Annotated in this window: 15 protein-coding genes and 2 pseudogenes; 13 read left to right on the top strand and 4 right to left on the bottom strand. The window is 34.0% G+C overall.

All coding sequences use genetic code 11. The annotated features are described in order from the left end of the window. The first annotated feature begins 169 nt into the window (after positions 1-169). The 3 genes and pseudogenes from eno to FD18_RS02785 all read left to right on the top strand — a co-directional run bounded on the left by eno (position 170) and on the right by FD18_RS02785 (position 3,540). Entirely contained in the window at positions 170-1,456 is a 1,287-nt protein-coding gene (eno, locus tag FD18_RS02775) for a phosphopyruvate hydratase (protein ID WP_057718442.1), read from the top strand. Between the two features lie 155 nt (positions 1,457-1,611). After that, positions 1,612-1,850: pseudogene (locus tag FD18_RS10035) on the top strand (hypothetical protein). 67 nt (positions 1,851-1,917) lie between these two features. Continuing rightward, positions 1,918-3,540, top strand: a complete 1,623-nt coding sequence (locus tag FD18_RS02785) for an ABC-F family ATP-binding cassette domain-containing protein (RefSeq protein ID WP_057718443.1) — start codon at positions 1,918-1,920, stop codon at positions 3,538-3,540. A 108-nt stretch (positions 3,541-3,648) separates the two neighbouring features. On the opposite strand, the gene FD18_RS02790 is transcribed toward FD18_RS02785, so the two are convergent. The 4 genes and pseudogenes from FD18_RS02790 to FD18_RS10040 all read right to left on the bottom strand — a co-directional run bounded on the left by FD18_RS02790 (position 3,649) and on the right by FD18_RS10040 (position 5,669). Beyond that, the gene (locus FD18_RS02790) at positions 3,649-4,038 is read right to left on the bottom strand and encodes a helix-turn-helix domain-containing protein (RefSeq protein ID WP_077410342.1); all 390 of its coding nucleotides are present in this window, start codon (positions 4,036-4,038) and stop codon (positions 3,649-3,651) included. Positions 4,039-4,266: 228 nt separating this feature from the next. Further along, positions 4,267-5,096: pseudogene (locus FD18_RS02795) on the bottom strand (DNA/RNA non-specific endonuclease). A gap of 13 nt (positions 5,097-5,109) precedes the next feature. Beyond that, entirely contained in the window at positions 5,110-5,223 is a 114-nt protein-coding gene (locus tag FD18_RS10470) for a sunset domain-containing protein (protein ID WP_479680690.1), read from the bottom strand. 14 nt (positions 5,224-5,237) lie between these two features. After that, entirely contained in the window at positions 5,238-5,669 is a 432-nt protein-coding gene (locus tag FD18_RS10040) for a hypothetical protein (protein WP_235499862.1), read from the bottom strand. 462 nt (positions 5,670-6,131) lie between these two features. Between FD18_RS10040 and FD18_RS02805 the strand changes: the two genes are divergently transcribed. The 10 genes from FD18_RS02805 to FD18_RS02850 all read left to right on the top strand — a co-directional run bounded on the left by FD18_RS02805 (position 6,132) and on the right by FD18_RS02850 (position 19,504). Further along, positions 6,132-6,986: a MetQ/NlpA family ABC transporter substrate-binding protein gene (locus FD18_RS02805; protein ID WP_057718444.1), complete on the top strand. Its 855-nt coding sequence runs from the start codon at positions 6,132-6,134 to the stop codon at positions 6,984-6,986. Positions 6,987-7,003: 17 nt separating this feature from the next. After that, complete coding sequence (locus FD18_RS02810; protein WP_057718445.1) at positions 7,004-8,053, top strand: methionine ABC transporter ATP-binding protein; 1,050 nt, start codon at positions 7,004-7,006, stop codon at positions 8,051-8,053. Further along, positions 8,046-8,747, top strand: coding sequence for a methionine ABC transporter permease (locus tag FD18_RS02815; RefSeq protein WP_057718446.1), 702 nt, complete (start codon positions 8,046-8,048; stop codon positions 8,745-8,747). Before FD18_RS02810 ends, FD18_RS02815 begins: the two co-directional genes overlap by 8 nt. A 139-nt stretch (positions 8,748-8,886) precedes the next feature. Next, entirely contained in the window at positions 8,887-10,293 is a 1,407-nt protein-coding gene (locus tag FD18_RS02820; protein WP_057718448.1) for a class II fumarate hydratase, read from the top strand. Between the two features lie 14 nt (positions 10,294-10,307). Then, positions 10,308-11,681 carry a flavocytochrome c gene (locus FD18_RS02825; protein ID WP_057718449.1) on the top strand — a complete coding sequence of 458 codons (1,374 nt, stop codon included), beginning with the start codon at positions 10,308-10,310 and terminating at the stop codon, positions 11,679-11,681. A 78-nt stretch (positions 11,682-11,759) separates the two neighbouring features. Continuing rightward, positions 11,760-12,686 carry an L-lactate dehydrogenase gene (locus tag FD18_RS02830; protein ID WP_057718451.1) on the top strand — a complete coding sequence of 309 codons (927 nt, stop codon included), beginning with the start codon at positions 11,760-11,762 and terminating at the stop codon, positions 12,684-12,686. A gap of 109 nt (positions 12,687-12,795) precedes the next feature. Beyond that, entirely contained in the window at positions 12,796-14,178 is a 1,383-nt protein-coding gene (locus tag FD18_RS02835) for a threonine/serine exporter family protein (protein ID WP_057718453.1), read from the top strand. 97 nt (positions 14,179-14,275) lie between these two features. Then, the gene (locus tag FD18_RS02840; protein ID WP_057718455.1) at positions 14,276-15,292 is read left to right on the top strand and encodes an asparaginase; all 1,017 of its coding nucleotides are present in this window, start codon (positions 14,276-14,278) and stop codon (positions 15,290-15,292) included. Positions 15,293-15,306: 14 nt separating this feature from the next. Further along, positions 15,307-17,733, top strand: coding sequence for an HAD-IC family P-type ATPase (locus FD18_RS02845; protein WP_057718456.1), 2,427 nt, complete (start codon positions 15,307-15,309; stop codon positions 17,731-17,733). Positions 17,734-17,812: 79 nt separating this feature from the next. Further along, positions 17,813-19,504 carry a glycosyltransferase family protein gene (locus FD18_RS02850; protein WP_057718457.1) on the top strand — a complete coding sequence of 564 codons (1,692 nt, stop codon included), beginning with the start codon at positions 17,813-17,815 and terminating at the stop codon, positions 19,502-19,504. Positions 19,505-19,593: the final 89 nt, after the last annotated feature.

The raw sequence follows: 19,593 nt of genomic DNA on the forward strand, positions 1-19,593 counted from the left end.
ATCTTTTTTGTAAAAAATAATTGCTTTCTTTAGTTTACATCCTCACAAAGTTGCTTTAAAATAAATCTGTAGTCAAAAGGGCTATGCCTAAAAGCGACGAAAAACACTGGCTAAATGCCAATTCGGTTAGTTTGTATTTTTCGCCACAAATTTAAGGAGGATTTTTTTAATGCTCAAATCAGTTATTGAGAATGTACATGCACTTGAAATCTTTGATTCACGTGGTAACCCAACTGTTGAAGTTTTCGTTACTCTTTCAAACGGTGTTGTAGGTAAGGCTGAAGTTCCATCAGGTGCTTCAACTGGTGAAAACGAAGCTGTTGAATTACGTGATGGTGGTTCACGTCTTGGTGGTAAAGGTGTTATGAACGCTGTTAACAACGTTAACACTGAAATTAACGACGCTTTAAAGGGATTAGATCCACATGATCAACCAAACATCGATGCTACTATGATTGCTTTAGACGGCACTCCAAACAAAGGTCGTCTAGGTGCTAACGCTATCTTAGGTGTATCTATGGCCACTGCTGCTGCAGCTGCTAAGGATAACCACCAACCATTATACCGTTACCTTGGTGGTACTGACCTTGAAATGCCTCAAACTTTCCACAACGTTATTAACGGTGGGGAACACGCAGACAACGGTATTGATATTCAAGAATTCATGATTACTCCAGTTGCTAAGACTTCATTCCGTGATGGTTTTGAAAAGATCGTTAACGTATACCACACTTTGAAGAAAGTTCTTGAAGACATGGGTTACGAAACTGGTTTAGGTGACGAAGGTGGTTTCGCTCCTAACATGAAGAACTCAGAAGAAGCTTTGAAGGCATTACATGAATCAATCATCAAGGCTGGTTACAAGCCAGGTGAAGATATTGCTATTGCATGTGACTGTGCTGCTTCATACTTCTACAACAAAGAAGATGGCAAGTACCACCTTGAAGGTAAAGTTCTTACTGACGAAGAATTGGCAGACTACTACGACAAGTTACTTGACGAATTCCCAGAATTAATTTCTATGGAAGACCCATACGATGAAAACGATGTTGAAGGTATGGTTAAGTTTACTGAAAGCCACAAGGACCGTATCCAAATCGTTCTTGACGACTTCATTTGTACTAATCCTAAGCTTTTGAACAAAGCTATTCACGAAGGTGCTGGTAACGCTTCATTAATTAAGTTGAACCAAATCGGTACTGTTACTGAAACTCTTGAAACTATTCGTCTTTCACGTAAGAATGGTTACAACACTATGATTTCTCACCGTTCAGGTGAAACTGGTGATACTTTCATCGCTGACTTCGCAGTTGCTGTTAACGGTGGTCAATTGAAGACTGGTGCTCCAGCTCGTTCAGAACGTGTTGAAAAGTACAACCGTTTACTTGAAATCGAAGAAGAACTTGGTAAGGGTGAACGTTTAGCATTCTTCCCAGACAACGTTGACTTAGACTAATTAAGTTAGTATTTTAAAAAAGAGGTTGATTTTTAATCAATCTCTTTTTTTTGTGCTTGAGATAACTATAAAAAGTAAGTAAACTAGATATCATAGATAGAAAGGAAGATTAGTTGAAAAAGAAAATTAGATCTTTTGATAATAAGACTGTACTCATGATTGGACGAATTGGATCAATATTATCTGTGTTAATGTATGTTTCCTATATTCCGCAAATTATGAACAATTTACAAGAAAATTATGGTAATCCCATTTAACCACTTGTAGCTGCTATAAACTGCTTTTTGGGGTTCTATATGCTTTATTAAGAGAGAAAAAGGATTGGCCATTGTTTGTAGCTAACTTTCCAGGTATTTTATTTGGATTAGCTACATTCATTACCAGTTTGCATTAGATTTTTCATAAAGTGACTTTCTATAATGTGTTATAACTAAAAATTAGATGTAAGAGGGGAAAATAATTTGATTACTGTCTCAGATTTGAGTTTAAATTTATCTGGTCGTACATTATACGAAGATGTTAACTTAAAATTCACTCCCGGTAATTGTTATGGAGTAATCGGAGCCAATGGCGCCGGGAAATCTACTTTTTTAAAACTATTAGAGGGTAAAATTGAACCGACTACTGGAAATATATCCATTGATGCCAATGAAAGAATGTCCAGTTTAAATCAGGATCACTTTGCTTTTGAAGATTTTACTGTTTTAGATACAGTAATTCAGGGACATAAAGAACTTTATCAAGTAATGAAAGAAAAGGATGAACTTTATTCTAAACCTGATTTTAGTGATGAAGACGGTGTTAAAGCTGCTGAACTTGAATCTAAGTTTGCAGAACTAGATGGTTGGAATGCAGAAGCCGATGCTTCAAAATTATTGCAATCACTAGGTATTCCAGAAGATATGCATCAGAGTAAGATGAGTGAGCTTCCTGAAGCTGAAAAAGTTAAAGTGCTATTAGCTCAAGCTTTATTTGGCAATCCTGATATTCTTTTGCTTGACGAGCCAACTAATGGTTTGGATGTGCATACTGTAAATTGGTTAGAAGATTTTTTGGCTGACTATCCAAATATTGTTATTGTTGTTTCTCACGATCGTCACTTTTTGAATCAAGTATGTACACAAATGTGTGACGTTGACTATGGTAAAATCCAACTTTATATGGGAAATTATGATTTCTGGTATGAATCAAGTAAGTTAGCTTCTGAATTAGCAGCAAATCAAAATGCTAAGAAAGAGGAAAAAATTAAGGAATTACAAGAATTTATTGCCCGCTTTTCAGCAAATGCTTCTAAATCAAAACAAGCTACTTCAAGAAAGAAGCAATTAGAGAAGATTACGCTTGATGATATTAAACCTTCATCACGTAAATACCCTTATGTAAAATTTGAAATGCATCGTGATTTAGGAAATGATCTTTTAAAAGTTGAAGATGTTTCTTACAGTATTGATGGTGAAAAGATTTTAGACCATGTTTCGTTTATTGTCCGTCCCGGAGATAAAGTCGCCTTTTTATCACGTAATACTTTAGCTACAACCGCTTTAATGGATATTATTGCTGGAAAAATCAAGCCAGAGACGGGTACTGTGACTTGGGGTCAAACAACAGCATTCAATTATATGTCTCGTGATTTAAATGCTAATTTTAACAATGATGAATTAACAATTTTAGATTGGCTTCGTCAATATGCGACAAAAGAACAGGACGATAATACTTTCCTAAGAGGCTTCTTAGGTAGGATGCTCTTCTCAGGCGATGAAATTGATAAAAAGATAAAAGTTCTTTCTGGTGGTGAGAAGGTTCGTTGTCAGCTTTCAAGAATGATGCTTGAGCCAGCTAATGTATTGGTAATGGATGATCCGACTAACCACTTGGATTTAGAGTCAATTACATCTCTTAATGATGCGTTAAAAGACTATCAAGGATCAATCCTATTTACTTCTCATGATCATGAATTTATTCAAACTATTGCAGATCATATTATTGAAGTGGGATCTAAGGGAATTGTCAGTCGTGCAGAGACTAGTTATGATGAATTTTTAAATAATTCAAATATTCAAGATCAAGTTGAAAAGATTTACTAATATTATATAAAGAGGGATTTGTAAATTCCTTTTTATTTTACTCTTAAATAAAAGAAAAAAACTTTGACAAATAGGACACAAAATTGTAATTCTAAATGTCAAAGTTTTTTATTTATCTTCTTTAGCAAAAGTATTAATTATAGTAATAAAACTCTTAGCTAAAGCTTCTTCCTGAGCGACAGGAAGTTTTTTCATATCATTTGTAAGTTTGTCAAGAAAAACACGGTCATTACTTAACTTATTTACAAATGTCTGTGATTTGGGAGTTTTTGAGGATTCATCAATTAAAGTAATTACGGATGTTTGTAGTGCTTTTGCAATCGCATCTAATTTTTGAATACTGATATTTTGGTTACCTGTTCTTTCAATTTTAGAGATGAAATTTACTGATAGACTACTGAATTCCGCAAGGTCCTCTTGAGTCATTCTCAAACTCCTGCGTCTTTTTTTGATCGCAGCTCCTAAGTTGTCTATCACTTCAATCACAATTCCTTTCACACAGATTTCTGCCTGCGCTTTTTAGAATAAAGTTAAACTGTAATTAAATGAAGAATTTATAATATTATCTTCCTTCATTTAGTATATTCATACACCTAAACTACGGGGGCTAACATTAATTAAATAGGTATTGTAAAGTAATATATAGGTTTGAACTTAGGAAATTTGAGAGAAGCAAAAAGAAGTATAACAAATATTAATTTTCTACGATAGTTATTTTATTAAAACTTAAGAAATTTTGCTGCTGCCATTAGAGTAGTTTAAATCTACTCCATCTTGAACATTAAAAATATAAACATGGAAATGAACATCATTGGAATTGACAGATTGTCCCTCCATTTCGACTCTCCAAGCAAGTAATTCATTATTTCTAAAAATTGTTGTCACACGGTAGCGAACGTAATTATTTGGTGAAGATTTTAGATAAGTTGCAACTTCATTTTCATATATCAGCATGTCTGGATCATTTAAATGTCTAGTTCCAGTCATTAGGTTTTTCCCATTATTTTGGACAGTTAATTGATAACCAATTAAGTGAGAGTGATTGAAAAGCCAATAATGATTGATTTTTTTATTATGCCAGCCAGTTGGATTAACATGAAGAGCCTCACGTTTTGTTTTAGGCATTAATGATTTATTTAAAAGCGCATTAGCTGCTGTTACAAGATTTTGGGAATCAAAGTCACCATATTTTTGCCAAGCCCCATGGCTTGTATCTAAGTCTGATTTTGAAAAATCTGGATTATTATCAACATTAACGATGCTTTTACCGTCGTAGTTAAGAGTAGCTAATTTTTGTTTGCTTAGTGATTCGACGGCATTGGGGTTAGTATAGTTTTTTAATTGGTTTTGAAGATCAGCTTTCCTTTTATCTAAAAAACTAATTTTCTTTTCAATTTTTTGATTTTTATTTTTTAAGCGACTAGCTTCTTTTTGATCACTATAGTCATACTTGTATTTTTTATAATTTTAATAGCACTAGCTGAACTTGTCTGAGAGGTATATGTTTGACCAGCTTCTAGCGAAAACAAGAGGGCAGCGGCTAAAAATTGAGTAATTTTTTATTTATCATTATTTTTTCGCCTTTCTATAACCAGCATTAATTACATCTTGCTCACTATTAAAATAGACTGCATTGGCTGAATGCATGTGGTAGCCTGCTTGTCCGGAAATGTGGTAGATCATTGAATTGCGATTTCCTACAATTGTACCCTGATTTGCAGTATATAGATTACCTTGACTTTGACTAGATGAGCTATTATTGTTTGTTTCTTGATTTTGCTTAGCTTTTTTCTGTGCTTCTTCAATTTCTTTCTTTTTAGTAGTAGCTTCTTTTTGAGATTGAGCTTCAGTAGCCTTTCTTTCCCGTTCAGCTTGCTTGTTTTTTCTTCCTGCGTAAGAATTTTAGTTCTAGCTTTTTCTTTATTAAGTTCCTTCGTTCCTACTTTTTTACTTTTAGTTAAAGTAGTTTTTTGAGTAGACTGGTGGCTTGTATTATGCGAACTAGGAGAGGTGAACAATACTAATACGAAGAATAATCCAATTGTGACACAGTTGGCCCAAAGAATCGGATGAGCAGCTTTTTTGAATAAAACTTTTTTAACAAGATATATGGAATTAGGTAGAACCAAAAGAGGATCCACATAATTATTTTGACAACTATATTTTTCATCTTACTTTCTCCATTCTTAATATCCTCATTTGTTAGGATAATATAATGATTTCGATAATAAAATAAAAAATTAAAAAAGTGCTTGACGAAAATTGATTAAAATTATAATATACTTTTAACAATTAATTTAAACATTTTGCTGGTTGAGTAAATTAGTAATGTTCTTTTAGAGAGTCTACGCATGGTGTAAGTAGATAGAGCGTCTAATTGAAGATGGACTAGAAATTAAAATGGTGATAGCGAATTTTAATAGTAAGCTATCAACGGAGTTGCGATCGTTAACAACGCAGGGTAATTCTTAATTAAGTTTAAGAGCTACTTACTAAGGTCATTTATGTGAATAAATGACAAATTAAAGGTGGTAACGCGAGCACTCGTCCTTTTGGGAATGAGTGCTTTTTTATTTTAGGAGGAAAGCACAATGCATAAGAAGAGAATTAGAAATCGGATAATTTGGTCAGTAGTTGCAATTTTAATTATAATTGCAGGATGGTTTAGTTTTGGACCAACAAGTAATACTACAAAAGATCAAAAAGAAGTAGTGGTGGGAGTAGTTGGTCAAACAAAACAAGATGCTGAAATTTGGAAGAGTGTAGCAGAAACTGCTAAAGAAGATTATGGAATAAAAATTAAAATTAAGAACTTTACTGACTACAATCAACCTAATAAGGCACTTCAAAATGGAGATATTGATTTAAATGCTTTTCAACATTACACTTTCTTGAACGCTTGGAACAAGGCAAATCATGGTTCATTAGTCGCAATTGGTAATACTTATATCGCTCCAATTAGATTGTATTCAAAGAAATATAAAGATATTAAAGACTTACCACAAGGGGCTACAATTGCTGTTCCTAATGATGCTTCTAACGAATCAAGAGCTTTATATGTATTAAAGAATGCAGGTTTAATCAAATTAAGAAAAGGAGTTAAGCTGGCAACAGTTGCTGATATAACTTCAAATCCTAAAGGATTGAAGATTAAAGAAGTTAGTGCTGAACAGACAGCAAGAGTAATTGATGATGTTGATGCAAGTATCGTTAATAATACATATGCAGTTCCAGCTAAGTTAGGGGACAAACAAACAATTTATATTGAACCTTTAAACAAGGATTCAGAACAATGGATTAATATTATTGTTGCTAATAAGAAAGACAAGAATAATAGGGTGTACAAAGAATTAGTTAAGGCATATCAAACAGAGAAGACTAAGAAGTTATCTGACAAACTTTACGGTAAGACTGAAATCGCAGCTTGGGGACTAAAGCTGAAATAAGATAGGGAGAGATTCTAATGACAGCGCAAATTGATTTAAAAAATATTACAGTTCAATTTGGACAGAATAAAGCAGTTAATGAAGTAAGTTTAGAAATAAATAAGGGTGATATTTATGGAGTAATTGGTTTCTCTGGTGCAGGAAAATCAACTCTAGTAAGAACCATTAACTTATTGCAATATCCTTCTGCTGGTTCAGTTGAAGTTAATGGAACAGTTTTGTTTAAAGATAATAAATTGCAAGTTAGTAAAAAGCAGCTTCAGGAAAAAAGAAGAAAAATTGGAATGATTTTTCAGAATTTTAATCTTTTAAACGAAGAAACAGTCATTGAAAATGTTGCTTTTGCATTACAACATACACATTTATCTGATAAAGAGCTTGAGGAAAAGTCACTCCACTTATTAGAATTAGTCGGCTTGAAAGATAAGGCTAATTTTTATCCAGTTCAATTGTCTGGTGGACAGCAGCAGCGTGTTGCAATTGCACGTGCATTAGCTAATGATCCTGATATTTTAATTTCTGATGAGGCAACAAGTGCACTTGATCCAAAAACGACTAATCAAATATTAGACTTATTATATGATTTAAATAAAAAATTAGGTTTAACAATTGTATTGATTACTCACGAAATGGATGCAGTAAAGCGAGTAGCAAATAAGATTGCTGTAATGGAAACGGGAAAAATAATTGAAAAAGGGGACTTACGAGAAGTATTTTTACATCCGCAAAAGCAATTAACTCGACAATTTGTGGGTGGCGCTTTACAAGCACAACATATTTTGAATACCTACAATTTTGATAAGTTGGCCGATAATGCGGAACTCTATCAATTGGTTTATAGCATTAATGATGTTACTAAATCAGTTGTAGCTGACTTAGACGTTGCTTTAAATACAAAAGCAAGTATTCTATATGGAAACGTGGAAGTATTGAGTGGTGAACCAATTGGAACACTAGCTATCTTATTGAATTTAGACAAACAAAAACAAGAAGAAGCAATTAAATTCTTGAAAAGTAAGAATGTAGTGGTAACTAAATTAGATAAAGGAGTGCTGACTAATGATTAGTTTTTTTACTAAAAACTTTCCTAATGTTGTAGCCCTTGGATGGGGTGGAGATGCTGGTTGGGGAACAGCTATTTTTCAAACTTTATTTATGACTTTTTGGTCAGCTATTTTTGGAGGAGTTCTAGGTTTAATATTTGGTTTATTACTAGTTTTGACTAAGCCTAAAGGAATTTTAGCGAATAAAGTAGTTTATTGGATAGTTGATAAATTAGTATCAATTTTTAGAGCAGTTCCATTTATTATTTTGTTAGCCTTTGTTGCTCCTGTTACTCAGAAGATTGTAGGTACTCAAATTGGAATGAAAGCAGCTTTAGTGCCACTAACCTTAGGAGTTTTTCCATTTTTTGCACGCCAAGTTCAAGTTGCTCTTGAAAGTGTTGATAATGGAAAGGTTGAAGCAGCCGAAGCTTTGGGTGCTTCTACAAAAGATATTATTTTTGATGTTTATTTAAGAGAAAGTAGATCAGAGTTGGCTAGAGTTTCAACAGTAACCTTAATTAGCTTGATTGGATTAACAGCAATGGCCGGTGCTGTTGGAGCTGGTGGACTTGGAAACACAGCTATTTCTTATGGATATAACAGGTTTAATAATGATGTTACTTTAGTAGCAACTTTATTAGTACTTTTATTAGTGCTTATTGTACAAGTTGTCGGAGACTTGGTGGCCAAGAAGTTAAATCACCAAGAGCGCTAAGCGTATAGCATTGTAAAACTATTTTTAGTATAATTTTAATACATGATATTAGCGAAGAATTATATTCTCCGCTTTTTGTATGCCCTTTCATTAAAATTTAGCTTATAATTAAGATAATGAAAACGGAGGATAAAAAATTATGGTAAAAAAAGGCTATCGTGTGGAAAATGATACATTAGGTCCAGTAGAGATTCCTGAGAAGGCATTATGGGGGCCGCAAACTCAAAGAAGTAAAGATAACTTCCATACAGGTGCATTAATGCCAATTGGAATTATTCGAGCACTTCTTCAGATAAAACTTGCAGCAGCTCAAGCTAATATTGAGGCTGGAACTGAAACAGAAGAAAAAGGGCGAGCAATTATCGAAGCAATTCATCAATTACTTGATTTAAATAACGATGAATTGCAACCTTATTTTCCACTTCATGTGTATCAAACAGGTTCAGGTACTCAAACTAATATGAACGTAAATGAGGTGGTGGCTAATTTAGCTAATAAAAACCATCCTGGCTTAAATATATTGCCCAATGATGATGTAAATATGGGGCAATCTTCAAATGATACATTTCCAACTGCAATGAATTTAGTTGCAACTCAAGCTTTAGATGATTTAAAGCCATCTATTAAACACTTAATTAAGGAATTAAAAGTTAAGCGAGATGAGTACTGGACGACAGTTAAAGTGGGAAGAACACATTTAGAAGATGCGGTACCATTAACTTTTGGTCAAGAGATATCTGGTTATATTTCTGCTCTTAATCATGATTTATCTTACATTAATGAATTAGAAAAAACCTTGTATGAATTACCAATTGGAGGAACTGCAGTTGGTACAGGTCTTAATGCTGCTCCTGGGATGGCTGAAGATATTGCTGAACGCTTATCAAGGAAATATGGTCATCAATTTGATGTTAAGACAAATAAATTCTTTGGCTTGGCAAATCACTCCGGTTTAAATGTAGTTCATGGGGCTTTAAAAGCTTTAGCAGCTGACATGTTCAAGATTGCTCAAGATATTCGTTTTTTAGGTTCGGGCCCAAGGGCTGGTTTAGGTGAACTTAACTTACCAGCAAATGAGCCTGGCTCTTCTATCATGCCAGGTAAGGTTAACCCAACTCAAGCCGAAGCAGTTACAATGGCATGTGTAAGAGTTTTTGGTAATGACACTACAATCACTATGGCTGCATCCCAAGGTAATTTGGAAATGAATGTCTTTAAACCTGTTATGATTGCTGCCTTTTTAGAGTCCGCAAATGTTTTATCAGGAACTATTTCTGGATTTGCTGACAAGATGATTCATGGTATGACTGTCAATAAAGAAAGAATGGCTAAAGATGTGACTGATTCTTTGATGACAGTTACTGCACTTTCACCACATATTGGTTACCATGAAGCAGCTACAATTGCTCAAACTGCTGCTAAAAATAATACAACTTTGCGTACAGCAGCTTTAAAGAGTGGAGTAGTAACTAAAGAGCAATATGATAAGTGGATGAAGCCAATTACCATGACGAATGCAATGAATACTGAGCCAATTGATGATTAAAAGAGGGATAAACAATGGCATATAAATTTCCAACGCAAACATTAGATAACCTAAAAAAAGATTACGATGCAATTATTGTAGGTAGTGGTGGTACAGGATTAGCTGCTGCTATCCAAGCACAACAATATGGCCTAAATGTTGCAATTCTTGAAAAAAATAATTTCCTAGGTGGCAATACTATGCGTGCAAGCTCAGGAATGAATGCCGCTGAAAGTATTGTTCAAGCTCGTTTAGGTGTAAATGACAGTATGCAAAAATTTTACGATGAAACATTAAAGGGTGGCGGCTATATGAATGACCGTAAAATGCTTCATTATTTTGTAGAACATGCGCCTTTAGCAATTGCTTGGCTTGAAGATCTAGGTATTAAAGTAGATGATTTAACTATTACTGGTGGAATGTCTAAGAAGCGTACGCACCGACCATCATCAATGGCACCAATTGGGGCATTTTTAGTTAATAACTTACTTAAAATTGCTGATGAGAAAAATATTCCAATTTTTACTGGTGCTAAAGTTACTGAATTGTTGCAAGATGCAGATAAAAAAATTAACGGTGTAGAAATTAATAATGATCTTAAAGTAAATGCAAAAGCTGTTTTACTTGCTACGGGTGGTTTTGGAGCCTCAAAGGATTTAATTGCTAAATATCGGCCAGATTTGCGTGATTATAAGACAACTAATCAAGCTGGTGCGACTGGAGATGGCTTAAAATTAGCTGATAAGGTAGGAGCTCAATTAGAACAGTTAGAATTAGTTCAGGTTCACCCAACTGTTCAACAAGATACGGACCATGCTTATTTAATTGGAGAAGCAGTCCGCGGGGAAGGAGCCATTCTGGTTGATCATCAAGGTAAAAGATTTGTTAATGAGTTAAATACTAGAAAAATTGTATCAAATGCGATAACTAATACACCTGAACATTCTGCATTTTTGATTTTTGATCAAGGAGTAAGAGATCGAGTAAAAGCGATTGAATTTTATGATTCAATTCATCTAGTGGTTCATGGAAATACTATTGAAGAGCTAGCTGAAAGCATTAATGTACCTGGGGCTACTCTTGAACAAACTCTCAATACGTGGAATCAAGCTGTTGAAAAGCATGATGATACAGAGTTTAACCGTACTACTGGGATGGGTAGCTTAGATCATGCACCATATTACGCTATTCACATTGCTCCAGCTATTCACTATACAATGGGCGGCATTCATATTGCTCCGGATACAAGAGTATATGACACGAATGGTAATTTTATTCATGGTTTATATGCTGCTGGTGAAGTTAGTGGAGGATTACACGGAAACAATAGAATTGGTGGTAATTCTATTGCTGAAACAATTATTTTTGGCCGTGAAGCAGGAAAAGCAATGGCAAATTTAATTAAATAAGACGTTTTCAATAGAAGGGCAGCTTGTGTACACTTAAATTGTAGAAGTTAAGTTTTCATTTTAAAGGAGTATATAAAAATGAGTCGTAGAAAAGTATTTTTAGTTGGTGACGGCCGTGTAGGTTCAACTTTTGCAAATGACTTATTGCAAAACGTTAAAATTGATGAACTAGTAATTTGTGATGTAGTTAAGAAAATCACTGAAGGGGATGCTTTAGATCTAGAAGATCTCGCACCATTTGTTGGCCAATGTACTGTTAAGAGTGGCGACTATGGCGACGCTAAAGATGCAGATATTGCTGTAATTACTGCAGGTGCTGCAAGGAAGCCCGGAATGACGAGACTAGATTTAGTAAACACTAATGTTAAAATCTTGAAGTCAATTGTAAAGCCAATTGTTAAATCTGGGTTTAATGGCATCTTTGTTGTTTCTGCTAATCCAGTAGATATTTTGACTACTTTGACTCAAAAGTTAACTGGTTTTCCTAAGAATAAAGTTATTGGAACAGGAACATCTCTTGATACTGCACGTTTGCGTGTTGCTTTATCACATAAGACGGGAGTTAATGTAGACCACATTGATGCTTACGTTCTAGGTGAACACGGGGATACTTCTTTTGAAAACTTTGATGAAGCGATTATTGATCATAAACCGCTTCGTTCATATAAAGAATTAGATGAGCAGACTTTAGTAGATTTGGAAACTGATGTCCGTAAAAAGGGTGGAAGGATTATTGCTAATAAAGGTGCAACTTTCTACGGTGTTGCAATGTGCTTAACCCAAATTTGTAAATCGATTTTAGAGAATAAGGCTCAAGTTTTACCACTTTCAGCTCCAATGAATGGTGAGTATGGTATCCATGATCTTTACTTAGGAAGTCCAGCTGTAATTACTGCTAATGGAATTAGTGATGTAATTGAACTTCATTTGTCCGATGATGAAGAGAAAAAAATGACTTATTCAGCAACGAAGATGAAAGAAGTTGTTGATAGAATCGAATTATAGTCAATATTTTTAATAAAATTAAAACGTCTCGTACTTAAGTTAAGAGTGCAAGACGTTTTTTCTGTGATAAAATTTTAAAGGTATGATATTTAATCGAAGTTTGGGGACTATGAAAGTGAAAAATAAAGAAATTCAAAATGAACGTGTAAATCAACTACACCACCAGCATACTTTGTCGCATCATCATCATATGCGAATTCGCTGGCAAGAATTTTTTACTAGTGATAATATTACGCCAGCTAAAAATGCTACTTTAGCTGAACGCTCAGTAATTGTAGGTCATATTGGAATGATGTTATTGTCTTATGGGACCGGAGCTTGGCGAGTAAGATCGGCTATGAATACAATTGCTCGGTGTCTAGATATGACTTGTAGTACTGATATTGGACTAGTTTCAATTGAATATACGTGTGTCGATGCAGATGGTAAAAGTTATACTCAGGCCTTGAGTTTGCCATCAACAGGAGTTAATACAAATAAGCTAGATCGAATGGAAAATTTTGTTAATCAGTTTAAAAAAGATGATGGAAACTGGACAATTGGTCAAATTCATAATCGTTTAGAAGAAATTTCTACTATGAAGTCACAATATGAACCTTGGCAAGTTGGTTTAGCAGCTGGACTTGCATGTGGCGGATTTATTTTTTTACTTGGTGGGGGGATTTTTGAAGTTATTTGTGCTTTTTTAGGAGCTGCTTGTGGTAACTACGTTCGCCGAAAAATGGCCGATCGACATCTTACTATATTGGCTAATATTACAGTGTCAGTTGCTATTGCGTGTCTTGTATATGTAGCTAGTTTCTATTTAATTAGATTATTTTATCCAGTAAGTCTACATCATTTAGATGGATATATTGGTGCAATGTTGTTCGTGATTCCTGGTTTTCCATTTATTACCTCTGGACTAGATATTTCTAAACTTGATATGCGGTCGGGACTTGAACGAATGGCTTACGCAATAATGATTATTGTGGTCGCAACTGCAGTTGGCTGGGTAATGGCTTTGCTTTTAAACTTACATCCACAGAATTTTGAAAACTTAGGATTAACCCCAGTAGTTTTGACTTTATTAAGATTACTAGCTAGCTTTTGCGGTGTATTCGGCTTCTCAATTATGTTTAACTCTAAAATCTCAATGGCAACTATTGCTGGCATTTCTGGAGCCATAGCCAATACTTTACGTTTAAGTTTAGTGGATTGGTCAAACGTTCCACCAGCAGTTGCTGCGTTTATTGGAGCTTTTGTTGCTGGGATGTTAGCATCAATTATTAGACGTAAAATTGGTTTTCCAAGAATTGCAATTACTGTTCCTTCAATAGTTATCATGGTTCCGGGACTTTATATGTATCGAGCAATGTTTAACTTAGGATTAACCTCATTAAATGCAGGTGCACTATGGATGGTACAAGCTTTAATGATTGTCATTTGCTTACCATTGGGACTTATTGCAGCACGTATTTTAATGGACAAAGATTGGCGTCATGCAGGATAAAATTTCACAAAAAGTTGTCATAGAATTTAAACTATGGCAACTTTTTTCGTATAATTAATAGAACAATAGAATAGAAAATAAAGAATGAGTGACGATTATGCAAAAGAAAATTTTATTGCTTTCTACTGGAGGCACAATTGCTTCTGTTATGTCAGATGCAGGTTTAGTTCCTAAGGAATCTGGAGAACAATTAATTAATATGTTGGGTGAGTTACCGTATGATATTACGGTCGAAGATATTTTACAGTTAGATTCTTCAAATATTCAACCAGAGGAATGGAAACTGATTGCAGAAAAAATTTATGAAAATCGAAATAAATATGATGGAATCGTAGTTTCGCATGGAACGGACACTATGTCTTACACTGCTTCAATGTTAGCTTTTATGCTGCAAAATATTAATATTCCTGTTGTTTTAACTGGAAGTCAGGTGCCAATTAATGTTGTCTTAAGTGATGCACCAGATAATTTAAAATTGGCTTTTGCAGCAGCAGCTAGTTGTCATCCAAATATTTACTTAGCTTTTAATCAAAAAGTAATGCTTGGATGTAGAAGCGTTAAAGTCAGAACTATTAACTTTGATGCATTTGAAAGTGTAAATGTACCTCCAGTTGCGCGAGTAACATCTGATGGGTTAGTTTTTTCTGAACAAAACTTACCTAAAAATACTGGAGAAACTGTTTTAAATACCGAGATTAATCCACATGTTTCTTTAGTTAAACTTTTCCCGGGTTTTGATCCTAATTTGTTGTTTGCGATGGTTGATAGTGGCTGTCAGGGAATTGTAATTGAAGCTTATGGTCTAGGCGGTATGAATTATATTAGAAGAAATATGGTAGCAGCTGTTGGAAAATTAATTCGAAAAGGTATTCCAATTATCGCTACTAGTCAATGTTTGTATGAACGCAGTGATCTTACTAAGTATGAAGTTGGCCGAGAAGCATTACTTGAAGGTGCAATTAGTGCTCGAGATATGACTTCAGAAAGTGCAATTACCAAGTTAATGTGGGGTCTTGGGCAAGGCTGGAATGTTCATGAAATTTCTGAATTTTTTAATACTGATGTTGCTGGCGAGGTCACTATTGAAAAAGATGATAACTTACATGTAGATTAATTTTTAAGGATAGAATGAAAGAAAAGTTTAAACGACCAATTGGCTTAACGACTACTGAAGTTGAGCAAAGAATTAAAGAAGGAAAAGTTAACCGTGCAGTTAACGATCAAGCTAAAACTACATGGCAGATTATTAAAGAAAATACCTTTACTTACTTTAACTTGATCTTTTTGGTATTAGCTGTTCTTTTAGTTGTAGTTGGTGAATACAAAGATTTAACTTTTTTACCAGTAATTATAGCTAATATGATAATCGGAATTGTTCAAGAATTACGAGCAAAAAGTGTTTTAGATAAATTAAACGTGATGAATACAACTAAAATTGCTGTAATTCGTGATCAAGAGGAAAAAGTTATTCCAATTGAAGATTTAGTGTTGGGAGATGTAATTGTACTTCAAACAGGAGATCAAATTCCAGCCGATGGACAAGTTATCTCAGGTACATTGAGAGTTAATGAGGCATTGTTAACTGGGGAAGCGGATGAAATAGAAAAAGACGTTGGCTCAGCCCTCATGTCTGGAAGTTTTGTAGTAGCGGGCAAAGCATATGCACGTCTTGAAAAAGTGGGTAAAAATTCTTATGTTTCTAAACTAACCTTAGAAGCGAAAGCGATGAATTCAAAAGAAGGTTCCGAAATGGTTCGCTCAATTAATAAATTAATTAAGTGGGTAGGAATCATTATTATTCCTTGCGGGATTGCTCTATTCATTGTTGCTCGATATGTAAATCATCTAACTTTACCCGAAAGTATTGTATCAATGGAAGCAGCAGTAATTGGAATGATTCCGGAGGGCTTATATTTATTAACTACCATTGCTCTGGCTTTAGCTGCAATGCGCTTAGCACGTTCACAAGTGATGCTTCATGATATGAAGAGCGTAGAAACATTGGCCCGGGTTAACGTCTTATGTGTTGATAAGACTGGAACCATTACTGAACCTAAAATGGAAGTTGAAAAAACTGTTCCTGTTAGTACAAGCAAGGAAAGCTTGACGAAAGAAATTTCTATTTTTGCTCAAAATATGCCACATGATAATGCCACTATTAAAGCGGTAGCAAAAGCTTTTAATCAAAAATTTAATGTTCAGGCTACGCAAATTATTCCTTTTACTTCAGTAAACAAATATAGTGGTGCAGTTGTTAACGGTAATACTTTACTCATGGGAGCACCAGAATTTGTACTACGAGATCAATTTGAAGCATACGAAAAAGAAATAAATCAATATACGAGTCAGGGATACCGTGTTTTAGCATTTGCCAAATATCCAGAAGTCTTAAAGGATGAAAAGCAGAAACTCTCTAAAGAAGTTGAGTTGCTCGGTTATATTTTGATCTCTAATCCAATTCGAAAGGAAGCAAAGAGTACTTTTGAATATTTTGATCGTCAAGGTGTAAATATTAAAGTAATCTCTGGCGATAATCCCTTAACTGTAGCACGCGTTGCTAAGCAAGCTGGTATTCGAGATGCAAATAAATTAATTGATGCGACTGAAATTGGTGAAGGTGACTACGGAGAAGTTGTTAGAAAATACAATGTCTTCGGCCGCGTAAAACCTGATCAAAAGAAAAAGTTAATTAAGGCACTTCAAAAAAATGGTAATACAGTTGCTATGACTGGGGATGGTGTCAATGATATTTTAGCAATGAAAACTGCAGATTGTTCTATTGCCATGGCCTCTGGAAATAGTGCCGCTGTTCAGGCATCTCAGGTTGTTTTATTAGATTCTGACTTTGCTAGAATGCCTAAAGTTGTAGATGAGGGTAGAAAAGTAGTTAATAATATTGAAAGATCAGCTAGTTTATTCTTAGTTAAAAATATCTTTTCTTTCTTAATGGCAATCTTTTCTTTAGTTTTTGCAATGTCTTATCCATTAAGACCAGCACAAATTGCTTTGATTTCTGCATTTACGATAGGTCTGCCTTCATTCTTACTGGCTCTTGAAAATAATTACAATCGTATTCGTGGAAAATTTATACCTAATGTGTTATCTAGAGCGATTCCAGGTGGAATTACAGATATGTTAGCTGTTTCTATTCTAGTGGTTGCAGATATTGTGCTAGCTCTGGGACGACAAGAAGTAGCCACTACGGCTACAATGTTATTAGTAGCAGTGGGTATGATGGTTTTATACCATATTTCAAGACCTTTAAATAAATTTAGATGGACCGTACTAGGTAGTTCTTTCTTAGCACTAGTTCTGTCTATAATTTTCTTCCATAATTTATTTGCTCTTTCCCGTATTTCAGCGACTGCTGTTTTCTTATTATTGGTTTTATTTTTTGCAGAAATTACAGTATTTAGATTATTAAGCAAGTTTGCGGATGGTGTAAGAGAAGTATTAGTAGTTTATGATCAAAAGGGAAAAGATTTGACTCTAAATGATATTAAACAGGCATATCGCAAGGGAAGAAATATGGTTAATGCACCAACAAAAGAGTAAATTGTTAAATAAGCATAATTTTTTATTGTTTGTAATGATACAATTAGAAAGTTAAGTAAATACTTATTCGAGGTAGAAAATGGAAAATAGTTTTATAAATAAATATAAAAGTCGAATAATAGATTATCTTATTCCAATTGTATTAAGCGTAATTATTGCAACTATTCTAATTTGGACAGAGTTAAGTACACGATCTGGATTAACTTTAGACGATACTGCTTTTCATTTTCATCGTTTTTATGATACATATCAGCAAATACAGAATCATAATTTTTCATATTTTCAGATGAATTATGGTATGGGAGCAAGTGGAAGAATAGTAAATGCCCTCTATGGTCCATTTTTAGCTTATTTAATGGGATTTTTATTATTATTTTGTAGTTCCTGGCTTCGTTTTCAAATTGTAATAACTTATTTGATTTTTATAATTGGTGGGCTAGGTACCTATCATTTAAGCCGAAAAGTAAAAATATCAAAAACAGTTTCTGCGATAATCACTGCTATGTTTTTGACAACTGGATATATTGCTTATTGGCCGCGTTCAAATGCATTTAACTCTTGGGGAGCAGTTTTAATACCTTTTGTTTTAATGCAGGGGATTAATTTACTGAATAATCATCAGAAACGTTTTAGTTGGGTTAGTCTAGGAATTGTAATGGCAATTGTAGCTCAAATTCATTTATTGAGTACCTTTTTTGCTATTTTAACTTTAATTCCATTCTTTATTTACGGCTTAGTTTTAAGTAAAAATAAACATCAAATGTGGATTGATGCCTTTAAAGCAGTTGGCTTGTTTATTATTTTAACAGCTAATGTCTGGGGAGCATTTTTATTGCTTTATCCTACTAATCAAATGGCATCCCCAATTAATTATTCACCAGTTCTAACAGCTTTGAACTTATCTGTTGCTGGTGCGTCTACGATGTGGACATCCATTACTGAAGTTACTCTATTACTATTTATCGTCCAAATAATTTATGTATTATTTAACTTTAGGTCTTCTAGACTAAATACTTTCGTAACTCTTGAAGGAGCAGTATTTCTTTATTTAAGTTCTAACTTATTTCCATGGCAATTTATTAAAGATAATTTTCCAGCAGTAACTGGTTATCTGCAATTTCCAAATCGATTTACGGTAGTAGCTTATCCGCTACTATTTATCGGTATTGGCCTAACTATTACTGAAATAATTAAAAATCATGGTAAAAAGATTGGTATAATTGCTAGTGCTTTAGCTATTGTAGTAGTGTTATTCAACGTTAGAGCTGACTTTAATGAAATAAATAATAATATTACTTACAACAAAGGGATTACTAGTAATGTTAAAGAAATGAAAGAACAGGGGCTAGACGTATATATTAAAAAGATTGCAATTAATAGTCCTGATTATCTTCCTGTTCAAAGGAAAATCAAGTCTTCGGATGTTACGGGGATATTGATGAGTATGGCACCGCAAGAAAAAAACTTTAGTAAGAAAAATTTACCAGGTGGCCAATTGCAACTTAAGTGGAATGAGGCTAAGGCAAAGCTAGTTGCTCTACCAATTTTTATATATCGTCAATCTCAATTGAATGTAAATGGCAAAAAGGTGAATCCAAAACTTAATGAAATTGGAATGCCTCAAGTAACAGCAAAAGTAGGAGAAAATACAGCTATTCTTTCATTTAAGACGCCAATTTGGTTTACAGTATTATTGTATATTTCAATCCTAGGTTGGGTTATAATGATGATTTATGGGGTATTTAGATTAGTCAAAATAATAAAGAAATAATCTAAAAAAGCTTCCCATAGCTAGAATTAATAGGGCTCTATAATAAATCCTGTTGATGGATATCTATGATATTCTATCGACAGGATTTT

The organism is Lactobacillus taiwanensis DSM 21401, from assembly GCF_001436695.1.
GTDB lineage: Bacteria > Bacillota > Bacilli > Lactobacillales > Lactobacillaceae > Lactobacillus > Lactobacillus taiwanensis.